12 protein-coding genes and 1 CRISPR repeat array are annotated in these 18,143 nt (G+C 42.1%); of the genes, 2 read left to right on the top strand and 10 right to left on the bottom strand.

What is annotated here, in order from left to right:
* Position 1: 1 nt before the first annotated feature.
* A CRISPR array of direct repeats spans positions 2-1,415; the repeat unit is 31 nt; unit sequence TTTCAATCCACGCTCCCGCGGGGGGAGCGAC.
* A 226-nt stretch (positions 1,416-1,641) separates the two neighbouring features.
* The 8 genes from cas2 to cas3 all read right to left on the bottom strand — a co-directional run bounded on the left by cas2 (position 1,642) and on the right by cas3 (position 9,846).
* Entirely contained in the window at positions 1,642-1,932 is a 291-nt protein-coding gene (cas2, locus tag GX654_16055) for a CRISPR-associated endonuclease Cas2 (protein NLD38375.1), read from the bottom strand.
* 6 nt (positions 1,933-1,938) lie between these two features.
* The gene (gene cas1c / locus GX654_16050) at positions 1,939-2,970 is read right to left on the bottom strand and encodes a type I-C CRISPR-associated endonuclease Cas1 (protein ID NLD38374.1); all 1,032 of its coding nucleotides are present in this window, start codon (positions 2,968-2,970) and stop codon (positions 1,939-1,941) included.
* Complete coding sequence (cas4, locus tag GX654_16045; protein NLD38373.1) at positions 2,967-3,635, bottom strand: CRISPR-associated protein Cas4; 669 nt, start codon at positions 3,633-3,635, stop codon at positions 2,967-2,969. Before cas4 ends, cas1c begins: the two co-directional genes overlap by 4 nt.
* A complete protein-coding gene (locus tag GX654_16040) occupies positions 3,617-4,201 on the bottom strand; it encodes a four helix bundle protein (protein ID NLD38372.1) in 585 nt (194 codons plus the stop codon). The genes cas4 and GX654_16040 overlap by 19 nt, the downstream gene beginning before the upstream one ends.
* A gap of 72 nt (positions 4,202-4,273) precedes the next feature.
* Positions 4,274-5,125 carry a type I-C CRISPR-associated protein Cas7/Csd2 gene (cas7c, locus tag GX654_16035; protein NLD38371.1) on the bottom strand — a complete coding sequence of 284 codons (852 nt, stop codon included), beginning with the start codon at positions 5,123-5,125 and terminating at the stop codon, positions 4,274-4,276.
* Position 5,126: 1 nt separating this feature from the next.
* Entirely contained in the window at positions 5,127-6,914 is a 1,788-nt protein-coding gene (gene cas8c / locus GX654_16030; GenBank protein ID NLD38370.1) for a type I-C CRISPR-associated protein Cas8c/Csd1, read from the bottom strand.
* Positions 6,911-7,654: a type I-C CRISPR-associated protein Cas5 gene (gene cas5c / locus GX654_16025; protein NLD38369.1), complete on the bottom strand. Its 744-nt coding sequence runs from the start codon at positions 7,652-7,654 to the stop codon at positions 6,911-6,913. Before cas5c ends, cas8c begins: the two co-directional genes overlap by 4 nt.
* 14 nt (positions 7,655-7,668) lie before the next feature.
* Complete coding sequence (cas3, locus tag GX654_16020) at positions 7,669-9,846, bottom strand: CRISPR-associated helicase Cas3' (protein NLD38368.1); 2,178 nt, start codon at positions 9,844-9,846, stop codon at positions 7,669-7,671.
* Positions 9,847-10,319: 473 nt separating this feature from the next.
* Here cas3 and GX654_16015 point away from each other — a divergent pair, with 473 nt between their 5' ends.
* On the top strand, positions 10,320-11,888 hold the full coding sequence (locus GX654_16015; protein NLD38367.1) for a dehydrogenase: 1,569 nt from the start codon (positions 10,320-10,322) through the stop codon (positions 11,886-11,888).
* A 93-nt stretch (positions 11,889-11,981) separates the two neighbouring features.
* On the opposite strand, the gene GX654_16010 is transcribed toward GX654_16015, so the two are convergent.
* Both GX654_16010 and GX654_16005 read right to left on the bottom strand, forming a co-directional pair.
* Positions 11,982-12,461 carry a ribonuclease H gene (locus tag GX654_16010; GenBank protein ID NLD38366.1) on the bottom strand — a complete coding sequence of 160 codons (480 nt, stop codon included), beginning with the start codon at positions 12,459-12,461 and terminating at the stop codon, positions 11,982-11,984.
* Between the two features lie 108 nt (positions 12,462-12,569).
* The gene (locus GX654_16005) at positions 12,570-14,888 is read right to left on the bottom strand and encodes a response regulator (protein NLD38365.1); all 2,319 of its coding nucleotides are present in this window, start codon (positions 14,886-14,888) and stop codon (positions 12,570-12,572) included.
* A gap of 350 nt (positions 14,889-15,238) precedes the next feature.
* On the opposite strand from GX654_16005, the gene GX654_16000 reads away from it, so the two are divergent.
* Positions 15,239-17,890 (top strand): hypothetical protein, encoded by a 2,652-nt coding sequence (locus GX654_16000; protein NLD38364.1) that lies wholly within the window; start codon positions 15,239-15,241, stop codon positions 17,888-17,890.
* Positions 17,891-18,143 lie beyond the last annotated feature (253 nt).

The following is an 18,143-nucleotide window of genomic DNA, read 5'->3' as shown; positions in this document are numbered from 1 at the left end:
GTTTCAATCCACGCTCCCGCGGGGGGAGCGACTTTGATTACCTTTCTAATACCCCACACGGTCGCCAGTTTCAATCCACGCTCCCGCGGGGGGAGCGACTGGATGTTTGTAATACCTGTAATGGAATTATATGTTTCAATCCACGCTCCCGCGGGGGGAGCGACGATACAGGAAAATGGGGTTAATGGCTGCCAGAATGTTTCAATCCACGCTCCCGCGGGGGGAGCGACCATATGCACTTTCGTAGTCTGTATAATATCCACGTTTCAATCCACGCTCCCGCGGGGGGAGCGACATTGATATGGTATGCAATCATCGAGGCTATATGTTTCAATCCACGCTCCCGCGGGGGGAGCGACGTTTAAGTACTTTCTTAAAAGATTTATTGGTTTTTGTTTCAATCCACGCTCCCGCGGGGGGAGCGACTATGGGATCAGGTGGCATAATGGGAGCCTGTTGTTTCAATCCACGCTCCCGCGGGGGGAGCGACGTGTCTATAACAAAGTTACAAAAGAAAAAAGAATGTTTCAATCCACGCTCCCGCGGGGGGAGCGACATCATTAGGTCATAGCCGTTGCCGATAATATCGAGTTTCAATCCACGCTCCCGCGGGGGGAGCGACCTGTAGATTTGGGCAATCCAAATGCAACCGATTCAGGTTTCAATCCACGCTCCCGCGGGGGGAGCGACGCCTAAAACTATACAGGTGGGCTCTTTCACCAGTTTCAATCCACGCTCCCGCGGGGGGAGCGACATCCCCTATCTTGAGATACAATGCCCCCTGGTATGTTTCAATCCACGCTCCCGCGGGGGGAGCGACTGCCTTACCCCACCTTAAACCTACTCCCCAATTAGTTTCAATCCACGCTCCCGCGGGGGGAGCGACACTTCATACATCAATATTGAGGCGGACGTGTTTTGTTTCAATCCACGCTCCCGCGGGGGGAGCGACGATGAGCCTTAATTTCAATGATCAATTATCAGTGTTTCAATCCACGCTCCCGCGGGGGGAGCGACCCCTCATGATGGCGGGGCATGCCTGGACATAGTTGTAGTTTCAATCCACGCTCCCGCGGGGGGAGCGACCTGGCTGCGCTGAAAGCTATGAAAATTGATGCTGAGTTTCAATCCACGCTCCCGCGGGGGGAGCGACGAAGTATTATCGGCAATTTTTCCTAGTAACTCAGTTTCAATCCACGCTCCCGCGGGGGGAGCGACAACTACTAAAGGAACAAATAACCACCTCAACAAGTTTCAATCCACGCTCCCGCGGGGGGAGCGACTTGACTGTAACAATGATGATATAACAGCCTGTGAGTTTCAATCCACGCTCCCGCGGGGGGAGCGACACTTGTCTCTATTTCTTGATCTTCTGGCTTGCTTGTTTCAATCCACGCTCCCGCGGGGGGAGCGACTGTACAACTATAAACTACTGATATTTCATAAATATACAACCATATTCTGCGAACCCTTTTTAAAATGGTAAAAAAATAATCAGTTTTCAAAGAGCTTATCAATAACCTGTTAATATTACAGCTCATTTCCCCTTGCGAACCACTCTCTCATAAAAACCTTTCAAACCCTTGCCCCTCAAGGGTTTTCATCATTATCCCTTTTTTGAACTACAGGTTCGCAGAACCATCAGACAATCATTGGTTCATCAGGGTCATAGGATTTTTTCAACCCCACCTGCTCTACCCTGTTCCGCCAGTTTGCGCCCAAAAAATAAAACCGCAGGCTATCTGTACTCTCATCTATCTTATCTATCAGCTTCTGTTTAAGCGCTGTCCACTGTGCCGGGTCTACCTGGCATTCAAAAACAGAAAACTGCACCCTCTGCCCATAATCCTTGCAGGTCTTTGCTACACGCCTTAACCGGCGAGGCCCTTCAGGATCGGTTGTATCTACATCATAACAAACCACCACAAGCATACTCTTTCACCTCCAAATAAAAGGCGGATATCCGTCTATATCACCGCGCAAGAATCTAGCCATAAGCAGGGCCTGGGTATAAAACAAAATACCAATAGTCACCTTTTCATTCAGATAAGGGTGGTCAATAGTATCCTGTTTTCGTTTCTGGTAAGTGGTAAGAAGCGTCTTTCTGGTTTCATCATCCATGATTACCGCGCCTGACTCTACAGTGGTAAAACCTTCGGGTTTAAGCTGGTTGAGATTAATCAAGGATAGAGCCATTCGATCTGCCAAAAATGGCCTGAACTCCTCCATCATATCAAGGGCAAGTCCTGGCCTGCCTGGCCTGTCCCTGTGCAAAAAGCCCACTGCCGGGTCAAGCCCGGTTGTCTCAAGGGCAGACCTCACATCATGCATCACGATTGTGTATATAAATGAAAGCAGGCAGTTAACACGGTCAAGGGGCGGTCTTCTGTTACGTTCCCTGAAATAAAATTCCTGTTTTTGTGCAATTATCAGGTGATCAAATACGCTGAAATAGGCCCTTGCAGCCTCGCCCTCTATGCCCCTTAACACATCAAGAGGTAGATCCTCCTGCAATCGATCAAGAGAGTATCCTAATTTGTCTGCGACTTCTTTTACTGCCTCCACATTTATTTTATCAGGGTGATCCCTTAATGCCCTTTTGAGCACTGTTCGGCAGTTGGCAAGCTTTCCGGTCAATATGGATTTTACTATATGAGCGGTTGCCTCCGGGTTATCTGCCCTTCGATACTGCTCCCTTCTTAAGAGCACATTACCTGATACCGGCCCCTGGACCCTGGCAAGAAACCTGCCATTTTCAGTGAGAAAGCTGACAGCAACATCCTTTTCAGCGCAAAAACCCAATAGATAAGGGCTGCACATCACATTGCCAAAACAGATGATTCCACCAATGGTGTGTATGGGGAGCCTGAGCTTTACCTCCTTTTCCACATTCACAACCACTGTCTCACCTTCTTTGTTGAGGTAAGCCCCTTGGGTTGTTACAAACAGGGTGTTCAAATGTTTTTTCATTTCTCAAGCACCATCTCTTTCAAGAAATTATTTATCCTTCGGTTTTTACTGACTGTCTTTGGCAGACACAGTTCATAAAGGGAACAATTGTCACATTTTTTTGAATACACCCCCTTTGGTGTAATCCCGCTCAATACGAGTTCATGAAACTCCATTGCCACACCCTGGGTAAATTGCCTTAACTCATCATCAAAAACAACATCCTCTCTCCTTCTGACAGCCCCATAAAACAAGGCCCCCTGCCCTACCCTGACGTTAAGCATCTCTTCAAGACACATTGCCTGGCCGCATAACTGCACCTTATCAGAATTATCTTTTTTGGGTTTGCCATGCTTATACTCCACAGGAAAGGGCTGCCATTTTATCACCTTACCATCTTCAGGGTTATTCACCCTGTGAAACTCAACAACATCAGCCTTGGCTATTAACCCCAGCTTAAGAGAACGCAAAGGCATTGCATACTCAACCCGGACATCCCCCCTTGATTCGCTCCCCCCTTCGTGCACCTTGTCATGCATGATCCTGCCTTCGGCAGTAAGCAGGTTTTCTGCCCATGCCTGCTCAATATGAATAAGGGCAGCCTGCCTTTTGCAGAAGATAATATGCTGCAAACCTGAAAGTGGCAAAAGGTCATCCTCGGAGTATATTATTTGCTCTTGTTCCATTTTCTCGCCTCTGTTCTTACCCGGTGTAACCGCTCAGTAAAACCGCCCTCATTAACAAAATCCTTTTCAAGGGTTCTTAACTGCTGGTCAAGCAGGTAGTTGGTCTGGTGGATAACACAGATGACTGTGTTAGCTGCGATCTCCTCAGAATCAACTTCAATATAAGTCCTATAGGTCTTATAAGACCTATTCTCCTGGTAGCAAAGCCCCCTAACCTTTTTAGCAACCGGGTTTTCCTTTTCCCAGAGAAGCAGCCCCTTTTGCCTGAGAAAATCCTGGTAATCCAAAAGCAGCTCTTCAAGGCTTGCCCTTGCAACATTAACCAGTTTAAGCTCTGTCTTTTTTGATGTGCCGCTTGCCATGCACCCCTCTGCAATGTTCTGCTTACCGCTTCGCGCTGCCTGAACCATCTGGTCATGGGTGCGTGAAAACTTTGAGATAAACCTGTCACAGAAGGCCACAGTGGCATCATAAACAATCTCGGACATCTGATAAGACTTGAGGTCACGGTATCCGCCGTGTGCCGGGATGAGCCTTAAAGGATCATTCTCTTTTTGATCGGGCATGGTTACCTCGTTTTCAAGCAACTTTTTTAACTAATTTGTTAAAACAGTTGCAAATCTATGAGGTTAAACTAATTAATATAAATTATCTTCAGGCCAACTCATGATCTTAATTCCAGTTGGTGGATTCGATTTATCCACAGTGATCGTGTAATCCTCTATTTTTCTTGGCAGATCATTATTCTTGGTAATAACAACCCTTTTGAATAACCGCCCAGAAAGCTCATTTCCTAAATGGTGCTCATGTTTAAAAACCACCAGTTTTATTGGATTCATTTCCCCTCGTGCAGCAGCCCGGTCATTTTCAAAGGCATTAATTAAAGACTTCCAAAGCAACTTTAGATCATCTTCATTAAATTTTGTCTTTGCAGCATCAACAGCAGAAATAAAGCCATGCATCCTGTAAAGAGCATATGGTACAGTTGATTTACGGCCAAATGTTGAAGCAAATTCGCGTTTCTCCTGCTTTTTTGCCTCTTCTTCAGTTGTTACCGCACACCTTGTAATAGAATGCTCTGCCTGATATATCCGGTCTTCAGATCGTGAAAAGGTGAACTGTACAGGGCCTCGAACAGTACCTGCCCCTTTTTCACCTACTGAAAGTACAGCACCAAATGCCCTGATATCATAAAACCTTTCACATAATGAACTCTTACGTGCTTCAATTGTATCTCCCTGAGCCGAATCTATGATTCTGTTTAAGACCTGTTCCTGTCTGATAAAAATATCATATGGGTCTTTTAAGCGCTTTTCCAGCATTACAAAATTCCTTACTTTTCTCTTGATACATACATCTGTTACAAGACCGTGCTGATCTTCTGCATCGACCCTTGGGAGGTTAACCTGATCAGGGTCACCATTGGGGTTGCCATCTTTAACGTCAAACAAAAACACAAAATCATATCTGTTCTTTACTATTTCACTCATGTTATTTTTCCTCCTGATTTTCCTTTGATTTATTGGCGCTGTATTGCGCCTGTTTCTGATGATAATATCCGATTGCAAACTGCCCTTTTTCCTCAAGCTTAAAGGTAACCGGCAGGTTATTGATATTAATATCCCTGCATAGCTCCTGAAGTTCTTTATCAAGCGTGATTGCAAGACCCGGTTTCTCATTTTTCATCTTTGTGTAATGTTTTGAGTTCAGATCAAAAAGCCTTCCAAAGGCCGCAGAAGGCAAGGTCATGGCATAGGTAAAATATCTTTCTCTGATACCTGCATTCAGATCGCCCAAGGCAGCTTTCTGGATGCTCTCTAGTTTTGCAAAAACCTGCCCGCACACATATGCCACCGGTTTATTCTCCTCATTTAGTTTTTCTGAAATCATAAAATCACCTCCTTTATTTTGTCGATTCAATATGATTTTTATTAAGGCTGCTCTCTCAGCCATTACTCCATTTTTATCCATACGTGAACGCTCAATAACCTTTGTTAAAAGACTCATGGGTAATATGGTATTCTTCAAAGCGGCATTCCACAGATACCCTGCCACCCTTGATAAAGAGACATCATCCTTATCATAGCTGCCATCGTTGTTAATCCTCTGGCAGCACCTTGCCAAGTCATACAATCTGGGATAGTGCGTTTTAAGGCTGCCGGAATCCTGATCATATTTAACTATAGCGATATCTCTGAACCATTTTGCTATTGAGAGTTTGAAATCATACAGGCTGGTTTCAATCCAGTCCCGCACAACCACCCTGGCTGCTGAACCTGACAGGATGAAAGAGTAGAACTGATCCGGTTCAAGGTAACGGCTTTCTTTTTCTGAACCGGTTGTTAAGGATTCAATAAGACGAGTGATATCTTCCGGATTAGGGGATTCAAGATAGTCAATCTCCGGCAACCCCTTGTTGCTGCGGGTCCAGTAAACCATTGCCGTATCGGCGCCGAAACTCTTTCTGTTTGTATAACGAAAGGAGGTTTTTTCTTTTCCTTTTTTATCCCTTTCGATTATTTCATTGCCTGATGACAATAGCCAGTTCAGTCCCTCCACATATGTTTTGGCGCAGTTTGTACAAATCGAAGAATTCTCGTTACCCTTTAACGTATATGATTCATAGGCATTTTCGTTATATGAAACAAGGGCACAGCCTGATGACTGGCCATCAGGGACTTTCTTTATCATTCCATGTGGTATATCTTCTACCGGATAGGTACTCTCCCCACAAAGAGAACATTTTTTACTTTGGTTTTGTAATTTTTCTTTTTGGAGCAAGTCATATCTGTTGATTATTTCCTTCAATACAGCAGTTTTTTCATGAATGCGTTCTCCTTCATTTTTCAACCTAAACCCGATATTTCCCTTTCTGTCTTTCTCTTCAGGGAAAGCTACTTCAAATTCCTGTAATGCCTTGTTAACACCATTGTCTTTATTATCATTATAGAAACGTATTATGGGTTCCAGTTCAGGCAGGTTACTATATCCATTCAGTTTCTTTAGAAACAGTTGATGTTTTTTTTCGGATTTTTTGCCCCCATGGCACAATACCTCTTCTGCTTTATCCAGTAATAACCTTGCCTTACCTTTTTTTGCTGTTATTGCCTCTGCAATAGTAGGCATTTTGTTTACCGGTACAAAACTATGAAAGGTGCCATCTTTGGTTATGACAAGCTCAATTGATATAAATTCCTTCTGGATTGCATTATGGATAAATTCATTATCAGCCTTCTTTTCCCTGAGGCTTTTTCCTAATTCGCTAAGTTCCCTGATCATAAGGCTGCCTCCTCTTCCTGCGCAGTGAAGTCATAGATCAATGCAGAGGTCTCACTGTCTATTAGTGGCCGTAAATGGCTTGAATCCAGCATTTTCTTGCTTTCAGGGGCTTCTTCACAGTCTAGGATTCCATCCCTTATAGCTACATCATGAAAAAACAGTGGCTGTGGTTTTCCATTCTCGTCATAGAAGATATCAAAAAGCATGCTGCCGATCGGAATGGTCTCCTGAATTGGAGTTTCACTTTCATCAGGCAGGGTGAATTCTGCTGAAAATTCACGCGTCCCCAGATAAGGCCTTCTCCAGCACTGCCCTTTTTTCAGACGTCTGGTAAAAATTCCATCATTTTCAGCATCAATACCTTTTCTTCCTATATATTTTTCAGGTCTGTTCTTATTGTCCTTTTCTTTCTGGTAAATAGAGGCTTCAATAATATAGGCAACATCCCTTAACACAATGCTGTTTCGTTGGGCACGCTTATCTTCTATCAAAATCGGTGTTCTTCCCTGCTTTGTTTTGATCTCATTACGCTTGATTGCAGCAAATCTAACCGGTTTTAAAACCTGAATGCGCCTTACAAACCACTGGAATTCCGGTTTCCAGAGTATAGAATCCAATATACCCCTGGCTGCAGATGGTGTCATACAGGGGTATGACATCCTCTCGACCTTCAGATCAGGCCTTGTAAAACATGCATAATCTCCCTGAACCTTTACTTTTACAATCCTGTTATCAAGCATATCACCCTCCTTGATTAGATAATCAAATTTTCAGTATCTACAGGGTTAACCGAAACACCTGTTTCCCTGTCATAACCTCCATACCAGACCATAAAACCCTGTGGCATCAATTTACACGTTTCAGGGTTTTTAAAGATAAAATCCCTGTACACCTGAACTGTGAACGGCTGCATCTTTCTGTAATCTTCTTTGGATAAAAATTCCTTGTGCTCTATTGAATGAAATAAATTTTTACTTTCCTCACTGTAAAAATATGCAAACAGACCTTGTGTGGCATTTTCAATTATGCGGTAGCTGTCATTTACTGTCTGGAAATTAAAATCTTCTCTGGCTTGGGCAATGTTATATTTATCAGGGGTTACATACAGGTTTAATATCTGGGTGTAATATTTCTTGAAGACCCCATAATCATAAAGCTGGTCAATATCAGTTCCAATGAATTCTATTGCATGCCGGGAGCACGCTGCGTATGTCTTGTCCGGCATCCCGCCATCCCTCAAATCAAATAAGAATACCTTTCCTCCTGATGCGCCAAGCCTGTTTTCACGGTTACACCGACCGGCGGCCTGGATTATTGATTCAAGAGGAGCCATTGCGCGAAATACAACAGGAAAATCAAAATCCACTCCCGCTTCAATCAGTTGCGTTGAGACCACCAAAATTTTCCTTTCATCTGCAAGATCTTCTCTTATGGCTCTAATTACCTGCTTTCTATGATGGGGGCACATAGCCGTTGACAGATGATAAATCCTTTCCCTGTTTTGAGATTCTTTTATAGAATTAAAAAATTTAAGAGCTGCCTTTTTGGTATTGAAAACAACAAGGGTTGATGTTTTTTCCGTTAAAACAGTATCAAGGAGCACAAGCATCACTATTGGCTCCAGGTCATTTAATAAATGATACCTTACCCGTCTTGTTTTTTTATACAATTCATCAGGGTTATCGATTAGCGGATAAATGCTATCTATACCCTCAAATCCTTCTCTCTTTTCAAAAGCCGGCATCGTAGCCGTGCAAAAGAGAAAGGAGGTATTCATTATTCTCTGAACATCTTTAAGCATTTTAAGGGTCGGCAAAATGACCTCTTTAGGGAAGGTCTGCACCTCATCAAATATAACTACCGATTCAGAAACATTATGGATTTTTCGGCACCTGGAAGGTTTGTTGCTGAAGAGTGATTCAAAAAACTGTACGGTGGTGGTTACTATGATCGGGTAGTTCCAGTTCTCGGATGCAAGTCTTTTTTTCTTTATTAAATCAGTGGAATTATCGTTTTCATCAGAAACCAACTCCGAATCTTCGATTATATTTGAATGGTGTTCCAGAACCCATTCCTCGCCAAAGATACTTCTGAGTATCTCCGCTGTCTGGTCTATTATGTTGATATAGGGCAGTACTATAATAATGCGCTTTAGTTTATTTTCTTTTGAATGTTTTAATGCCCATGCAACAGAAGCAAGGGTTTTACCCATACCAGTGGGCAGTGTAAGCGAATAAAATCCACAGGGCATTGAGGCCTTTTGCATCACTTGATTCAATGCATTATTCCGCAACCTGTTGATCTCGCCATCTTTGGGTTTGGCGGAGATTTCCATTTCCAGCTTTTTTAACATCTCATCAACTGGTAAGACCGGGGTGAGTCGTTTATCAAAGGTTCCCCTATCAAAGTGATGTTCGGTTGAAAGCCAGTCAGCATCAGTTAAGGCACTGAAGAGATACCTTATAAAAAATTCACGTTCGGAATGCTCTTGCCATGTCAGTGGCCTGTTACTAATTATGGCCTCTTCTATATTATTTTCGGTTTTAAAGATTTTAAAAACATCTTCAAAGTTATTGACCTCCCCTCTTTTAAATGGTTCTGTGTCGCTCTTCCACAGGCTTATGTTAGGCAAACCTTTATGGTGCCCGTCAACAGCAATAGATGTTTCCAGTAAACTGTTTAAACGGGCATACCCTGCTCCCCATGATGCATGCGGGACACTGCCTTTATGCCCACCATGTTCAAGATAGAGTTGAAATGCCTTTTGGTATTTCCCCAAGTCATGAATTAATCCGGCCAGATAGAAAAGATGCCGATATTCAGTTCTACATGCAAACGATTCTGCAAGGTTTGCGGTTTCATGCAGATGTTTTTCCAAATCATGTTTTTCATTATTTTTATTTTCTGAATGCGCATAATACTTTGAACCCATATGAAATCTCCAAAATCCATGTTCCTATCAAGACTTCTAATCACATCATAAAATCAATACCATCCGGCATGAGCGATATAAATTACCGAATAAATATTTAAACTACTGCAAAAGATATATGAAAAATCAGGCTTCATTTTTTAGCATTTGGCGGAAATGCCAATACTGGCATTTCCGCCAAATAGCTGATTCAGGGTGAAAATATTTTCTTATTTCAAATCCATTCAGCCAAAATGCCAGCATTGGCAAAATGGCTAAATGGCATAATCAAAAGTCAAAACAATGGCTTTTTGTGTATTTTAAGATCAGGCTTTTTGGTTGTATTACCACTAAAATAATGTAACAGGCAAATAAAAGTTTGATAAAATGGTTTTTCATTTTAACCATGATTTATTTTCTTTTTTATGGGATTGTCTTTATTTTACTCCACATGGAGAAAACAGAGTTATTAAAACAGTAACAGGAGCGCTCCTTTGAATCTGATAATTAATGATCTATTGATTCCCTTTGAAGATGATGGCATTGATGCATATGTGAATACCATTTCCCAAAGGCTTGAGATTGGGGTAGAGGACATCACTATATTCAAGATTCTCAGCAAATCACTTGATCTGAGTAACAAAGAGCAGTTCTATTACAAGCTTACACTGGTGGTAAGCGTTCATGACAGTTTCGAAAACAGGCATAACATACCCCTGTACCATGAGCCTGTAATTGAAGAGAAAAAAATCATAAACACAAAGGAGAGGCCAATAATAGTGGGTTTTGGGCCGGCCGGTATGTTCGCAGCCATTGAGTTGCTGGATTGCGGAGTCAGGCCCATAATATTTGAAAGGGGTAAACAGATAGAGGAGCGCTCCCTTGATATAAGCAGATTCATGACAGAGAGGGTATTAAACCCTGAATCAAATATCCAGTTCGGCGAAGGGGGGGCAGGGGCCTATTCTGACGGCAAGCTCTTTTCAAGGAGAAATAATAATACGAGCTATGTAAACCGGGTTTTGAAGACCTTCGTCAGATTTGGAGCACCTTGCGAAATAGAGTACATGGGCAAGCCACATCTTGGTACGGATGTGTTGTGCCGGATCGTGAGCAATATAAGGCTCCATATACTTCAGAGAGGCGGTGAGATTTATTACAACTCAAAGATGACAGATCTTTTAATATCCAAAGGTAATGCAACAGGGATTGTCATAAATAATGAAAAGGAATATATTTCTTCACGCATTTTTATCGCTTTGGGGCATTCTGCCCGAGACACATTTGAGATGTTGCATAAAAAAGGTGTTGCAATGGAGCAGCGCCCCATCTCTGTCGGGGTGAGGATAGAGCATCCTGCGCAGACCATCAACCTTATGCGGTATGGTGAAAAATATTTCAATTATAACACACTTGGGGCAGCCACATATTCCCTGAATTATACCAACAGAAACAACCGGAGAGGGGTTTATACATTCTGCATGTGCCCTGGAGGTGAGGTTGCTAACGCCTCATCTGAGCCGGGCATGATGGTTCTTAACGGCATGAGTTACTCACACAGATCTTCAGCCTTTTCAAATGCAGCCCTGGTTGTAACTGTAAAGAGAGATGATTATAAATCAGCAAACCCCCTGGCTGGCATTAAGTTCCAAAGGGATATAGAGCAAAAAGCGTTTATTGCGGGGGGTGAAAACTGGCATGTACCGGCTCAGAACCTGATGGATTTTTTAGGCATAAAACACTCTGCTATTTTGAATAAAAACTCCTGTAAAACAGGGACCATTCCTTGTGACCTTAAAGAGATACTGCCTGGTTTTGTGATCACTGAACTGGTTGCTGCATTTAATAAATGGAAGGAAGAGGTTCCGTTGTTTATTACAGGGCAGGCAATATTGATGGCCCCGGAAACAAGAACATCATCTCCTGTAAAGATTATACGCAATAATAATTTTGAATCTGTAAACATAAGAAATATAATCCCTATAGGCGAAGGTTCCGGTTACACTGGTGGAATAACGAGCTCTGCCGCCGATGCAATCAAGGCTGTCAGCAGGGGATATTAAAGGTGCCTCTTTCGGGTATGCACAGGCAAAGAGTTGCCAATTTACTCTGCAAAAAAGCAGAAGAGGATGGCTGACCGAATATCGTCAGATATTTCAGCCCCTCATTTTTCTTAACGCCTTTCTTGCTTCCATGTCTACGAGTGCAAACAGTTTATCTATATTATCCTTATGCTTGGAGGCCATATGACCCTTCACTTTAATAAAAACCGGGTCAAGCATCTCTTTTATCCTGAAGAATTCAATATACAGGTCAGCATTCTTTAACGGCCTCATTTTATCAGATTTATAATTATTTCTTTCAAGTCTGCTGCGCCTTTCAGGCAGGTTCATGATGTTTTGAGAGTCTGTATATACAATAATTTTTGCTCCCGATTGCCCTGTTTCGTTAAAAGCCCATAGCAGTGTCTCAAGCTCCAGCCTGACAGGGGTGGTGTTTTCAAACACCCTTAACTTTACCTGATCGCGTAATGATGAGGGTAGCGCACCTGTGTCCCGTAAAACAATATAGGCGCCATAACCTGTTTTTGTAGCGGGATTAACACTTCCATCAGTAAATAGGTGCAGTGATTCCATGAATAGCTCTATTTTTCAACCTTTTCAATAAAATGCCTGGCAATCATCTGGTGACAGACCTATCAAAGTATACCTTTACGGCTGTCTTAACTAATATAGGTTTTTTTACTATTTACCCCTGCCAAGTTCGGCTCTTACCGCCTTTGCAAGTGTGACAAGCGTGTAGGGTTTTTTGATATAGGCCCCTGCCCCCAGCGACATGGTGCTTTTAACCCTGATAGTTTCAGCAAATCCGGTTGCAATAATGGCCTTCTGCCCTGGATTTATCTCCAGTATCCTCTTATATGTCTCAAGGCCATCAAGGCCAGGCAGCATAATCATATCAAGAATAACCAGGTCTGTTTTATGATGTCTGATATATTCAATTGCCTCTTCTCCGCTTGTAACAGCAGATACTGAATAGCCAAGCTGATCAAGCATTTCGCGGGCTATATCTATCTGAGATTTCATATCATCAACAATCAGAACACTCTCTCCCCTGCCGTAATAGAGTGATAACTCTTCTTCCCTCTCTTTTGGATCAATCGCTCCTCGTGTAACAGGAAAAAATAGCGTAAATTCAGTGCCTTTGTTTATCGCGCTCTTGACATCTATATATCCATTGTGATCCTTAACAGTGCCCCAGACCACCGTCATACCCAGCCCTGTCCCGCTTTTCCCCATACTCTTTTTTGTAAAAAAGGGTTCAAATATCCTGCCTATATCATGTGGAGATATGCCAGTGCCATTATCGCATATCCGTATCACAGCATAGTCGCCCTCAGCAACATCATCATATCCTCTGAGGGGTTGATCAAGATATCTGTTTTCAGTGGAAATAATTATATCACCGCCATCGGGCAATGCCTCTGCTGCATTTGAAACAAGATTCATCACTGTCTTTAACAGGTGTACTGGCGACCCCTTGATATTGAGCAACCCATCTTCCAGTCTAGTTCTGATCTTTACAGTGCTGTGATAGGAGATGAGCCTATCAAATTCAGGGCTGGCCAGATACTCATTTATAACATCATTCAGATTAACTGTCTTATCAACTATTACATTTCTTCTTGTAAGAGTAAGAAGGTCCTGAACAATTGCTGCCGCCTTTTTACCTGACTCCTGCATTGTCATGACTGGTCTCCTGAAGGGGCTGTCAGGAGGGAGCTGCATCAACAGCAGGTCCGGATAACCTACAATGCCTGAAAGTATATTATTAAGATCATGGGCAACCCCTCCTGCAAGTGTGCCGAGCGCCTCCATCTTCTGGGCACGCTGGAGCTGCGCCTCTATCTCTCTCTGCTTTCGTTCCTCATTTTTTTTATCTGTAAGATCAATGGCGATTCCAAGTATCCCTACTCTATTGACATCCTTTTTTATTATTTCAGCATCTGACAGGACAGGAAAGGTCGATCCATCTTTTCTGAGCGCTGTGTACTCACTACCTCTTTTCACAACCCCGCTGATAATCTTTTGGAAATTTTCACGCATTTTTTCTCTGTCAGCAGGGATAACCATATGAAAAAGGTTTATTCCTTTTTCAATGTCACCGGTCTCATAACCAAACGCCCTGAATGCGTTCCTGTTGGCAAAGGTAATATTACCTGCCTCATCTGCCTCAAATACTATCTGTGGCAAAGAATTGGCAAGTTCTCTGTATTTTTCTTCACTCCTTTTTAAGGCATTAACTGCCTCCTTGCGCTCTTCAATCTCTTTTAGAAGCTGTTTATTGGCATTTATCAGTTCGGCAGTACGCTTTTCAACAATGCTTTCTATCTCATTATTTTTCTGGATAAGCCTCTCTTCAACCGCCTTTCTGACAATCACCTCTTTTTCCAGGCTGGAAATCAGCCCCATATTTTCATACTTCAGGGATATCGCCTCTATCAATTCCCTGTTGAGTTTTTTTGCTGTCACAGCCATGACCACCCAGAACAGGATTATCATGACCCCCATAGGAAAATGAATACTGTCTCCATAGAGAAAAAATACAATACAAATAGGAAGAAAAGCAGGTATAGAAAAGCAGTAAAATGCAGCCATTACAGAGGAAAAGAGCCCGACTGTGCCTGCAACCATGCCTCCGAGCATTAGGACTATGAAAACCTGATGGGCTATGGAAGAATCAGGAAGAAGGTAAACCCCTGCAGAGCCCCAGATTGCTCCAGAGACAGCTAGAGCCGCCAGAAAGATGTTCAGATGCTGGTTTAAATTTTCAGGGGTTATTCCGATTTTATGCATCCTGATCTGCCCAAAGATGCGCATAATATTGATAAGTAGAACCGCTGATAACCATATGACAAGCCTGTACATAGGTGTGGTACCAACAAGTAACAGAACAAGAATAAGGGAATTCATAACTGTAACTGCAATTGCCATAGGAGTCTGGTGCAGCACCCTCTTTGCCCTGTCAAGCTTGTATCTATCAGATGTATTTGAAATATCCATTTATGGCCTGTTAGAAAAAATATACCAATGCACGTTATTTTTATGCAATTATTTTGCCATAAGCAATATTTTTCATGTGTTATCTTAGATACAGCCTGATTTTAAGGGCAGGTGAAATTTATCTTTCCATCACATGGGTGGTTGGGCAAATGTTGATGCAAAGGGGTACTATATTTATAAATCTTCTTAAAAAGCGTCGAGATTTTTAAAACGGACTTAATTGCCTCTTTTAAAGATTTAATTAAGTATATCAAGACATAATTCATTTTCTCTGATATTATGATGCAGTTTAAAATATTTATAGTTGATCAATTCAAGAGCAACCCGGGTAATAATCAAGAGGTGTAAAAATGAACTTACAGTATTCGATTTTATTCTGTAGAGATACCCATCATGGCAAAAGATTTTTAATATTGTTCATATTTCTACTTCTGTCTGCCATTCCTTTTACTGCATATGGGGATATACCTGACCCTGAAAGAGAAGCCCTGGTAGCACTTTATGATGCAACAGATGGCAATAATAGCTGGACCAATAAAAGCGGGTGGAAAGATGCTCCCCTACACGCAGATGGTTTTTCAATGCCAGGGACTGAAAATACCTGGTATGGAGTCACTATCGAAAATGATCATGTAATTAATATTGTTTTGAATAACAACAGGTTAAGTGGTGAGCTACCGGTAAGCCTTGGAAATTTGACTAGCCTCAAAATACTTTCTTTAAGCTATAACCAGTTGACAGGCGTTATTCCTACTCAACTAGGCACTATTAGCAGCCTTACTGAAATTTTACTGAATAATAATCGTTTAACCGGCTCTATTCCTGCAAGTTTAGGCACCCCGGGTAATCTCTATCGACTATGCCTGAATGACAATCTGCTTACAGGCCCCATACCTAAGGAATTGGGTAATTTAAGTAATCTTTTCCAGCTATACCTGAATAACAATATACTTACAGGCACAATCCCTAAGGAACTGGGTAGCCTGAATAAGCTTGATCAATTGTATCTAAATAACAACCTGATCACTGGCTCCATACCTCCTGAACTTGGAAATTTGACAAATTTATATCAACTGTATCTAAACAATAATGAGCTGACAGATTCCATTCCAGAGGATTTAAATGAACTAACTAACCTGTATCAGTTATACCTGAATAATAACCAACTAACGGGTAATATTCCTTCAGCACTTGGCAGCCTTACCAACCTTAGAGATCTGGTATTAAGCTCCAATCAGTTGAGTGGCCCCATACCTGTAGAATTAATAAATTTAATTAATCTACAGCAATTGCTACTAAATAATAATGAACTCACTGGTTCTATTCCAACTGATCTTGGCAGCCTGACCAACCTTTTAAAACTTTCTTTGAACAACAATCAGTTAACCGGTTCCATACCTTCCGGTTTAGGGAGCCTCAATAAACTTATAGGCTTATGGTTATACAGTAATGGTCTAAGTGGAGAGATACCTTCCAGCCTCGGCAACCTCACTAATCTGATGTATCTTTATTTACATGACAATCAGTTAACAGGTTCCATCCCCACCTCGCTTGTAAACCTTGTTAACCTTTTTACCCTTTATCTGAATAACAATAAACTAGAAGGCTCAATACCGGCAGGCTTAGGAAGCCTGGCAAATTTAAAAATCCTTTCTATGGGTTACAATCAGTTTGACAACACAATTCCCCAGGAACTTGGAAATTTAAGCAATCTTACTGACCTGTACCTGAATAACAACACCTTAACCGGCAGTATTCCTGGAACACTGGGAGGTCTGACAAGCCTGAAAAACCTTTATCTTAATGATAATGGGCTCACAGGTTCCATACCTTCAGAACTGGGCAATTTGACGAAGCTTCAAAATCTTATTCTATACAATAATGAACTAAGCGGTTCAATACCTTCACAACTGGGAAATCTCAGCAACCTGACAGCCCTTATTTTGAGAGATAACCAACTGACTGGTTCAATTCCTTCAGAGTTGGGGAATCTGACCAAGCTGGAATATCTCTATCTTTATAATAACGGGCTTAGCGGTTCAATACCATCCGGACTTGGTAGCCTGTCAAAGCTCAAGTATCTTATCCTTTATAATAATGCCCTTACAGGAACAATACCATCAACGCTGGGCAGTATGACCAATTTACAATACCTTTATTTATACGGGAACAAGTTAACAGGGACAATCCCCAGTAATTTGACCGCTCTTGGCAATCTGAGCAATCTTATTATCAGATATAATGCCTTGCATACCAGTAACAGCGGATTGATCACATTTTTAAATAATAGAGATCCTCTCTGGGCTAATGCCCAGACAGTTGCACCGACAGAGGTAACAACCGGAGATGTAACAGAAAGCACTGTTGTAGTTCAATGGTCCCCTGTCACATACACTGCAGATCCGGGCGGATACATTGTATCATACAGTACATCTCATGGTGGACCTTATACCTCCTTTGGCACAGTAGATGGTAAATCAACAACACAGTTGGAGGTAACAGGTCTTGCTGTTAACACCACCTATTATCTTACCGTACAGGCATATACTGCTCCCCATAACTACAATCAGAATACTGTTGTAAGTGATTATAGTCAGGAGACTGTGCATTATCCTGCTCTAAAGGACACAGATGGCGATGGAATTCCTGATGGAGATGAGGACGCGAACCGGAACGGTGTAGTTGATCCCGGGGAAACTGATCCCGGAAATGCTGACACAGATGGCGATGGGATTTTTGATGGAGTTGAGGACGTAAATCATAACGGGGTAGTGGATTCAGGTGAAACAGACCCTTTAGACTCTGATACAGACGATGATGGAATGCCGGATGGCTGGGAGATCCAGTATGGATTTGATCCTCTGGTTAATGATGCTGATGAAGACGAAGATAATGATGGTTACTCTAACCTGAAAGAATATCAGAGAAGGACTGACCCCTTAGACAGTAATTCACATCCGTCAAAGGGTATGCCTTGGTTGCCACTTCTTCTGGAGGATTAATTATATATAATCATTAATACTGCTTATGGATGCGGGTATTTTATACAACAGTAAAGCAGGGACGCTAAACAGACACACTGAAAACATAACACTGTTTATATCCTTGCTTTTTCTTATAAAATATAGATATTACAAACGTGTTCTTGTATCAGGGCCTTTACAATCTGACTATACAGTGTAATGAATAATTTTACATGAAGAGATAAATATGAATAAATTTCAAATTTTTGGCCATTATATAGCTTTCCTGCTC

Origin of the sequence: Desulfatiglans sp. (assembly GCA_012513605.1) — a bacterium.
Lineage (GTDB): Bacteria > Desulfobacterota > DSM-4660 > Desulfatiglandales > HGW-15 > JAAZBV01.
This window is presented reverse-complemented; position numbering and strand designations above follow the sequence as displayed.

What these genes read in the sequence shown, in the direction of transcription:
- cas2 (NLD38375.1), bottom strand. Translation starts at nt 1,932, where the DNA reads ATGCTTGTGGTGGTTTGTTATGATGTAGATACAACCGATCCTGAAGGG.
- cas1c (NLD38374.1), bottom strand. Translation starts at nt 2,970, where the DNA reads ATGAAAAAACATTTGAACACCCTGTTTGTAACAACCCAAGGGGCTTAC.
- cas4 (NLD38373.1), bottom strand. Translation starts at nt 3,635, where the DNA reads ATGGAACAAGAGCAAATAATATACTCCGAGGATGACCTTTTGCCACTT.
- GX654_16040 (NLD38372.1), bottom strand. Translation starts at nt 4,201, where the DNA reads ATGCCCGATCAAAAAGAGAATGATCCTTTAAGGCTCATCCCGGCACAC.
- cas7c (NLD38371.1), bottom strand. Translation starts at nt 5,125, where the DNA reads ATGAGTGAAATAGTAAAGAACAGATATGATTTTGTGTTTTTGTTTGAC.
- cas8c (NLD38370.1), bottom strand. Translation starts at nt 6,914, where the DNA reads ATGATCAGGGAACTTAGCGAATTAGGAAAAAGCCTCAGGGAAAAGAAG.
- cas5c (NLD38369.1), bottom strand. Translation starts at nt 7,654, where the DNA reads ATGCTTGATAACAGGATTGTAAAAGTAAAGGTTCAGGGAGATTATGCA.
- cas3 (NLD38368.1), bottom strand. Translation starts at nt 9,846, where the DNA reads ATGGGTTCAAAGTATTATGCGCATTCAGAAAATAAAAATAATGAAAAA.
- GX654_16010 (NLD38366.1), bottom strand. Translation starts at nt 12,461, where the DNA reads ATGGAATCACTGCACCTATTTACTGATGGAAGTGTTAATCCCGCTACA.
- GX654_16005 (NLD38365.1), bottom strand. Translation starts at nt 14,888, where the DNA reads ATGGATATTTCAAATACATCTGATAGATACAAGCTTGACAGGGCAAAG.
- GX654_16000 (NLD38364.1), top strand. Translation starts at nt 15,239, where the DNA reads ATGAACTTACAGTATTCGATTTTATTCTGTAGAGATACCCATCATGGC.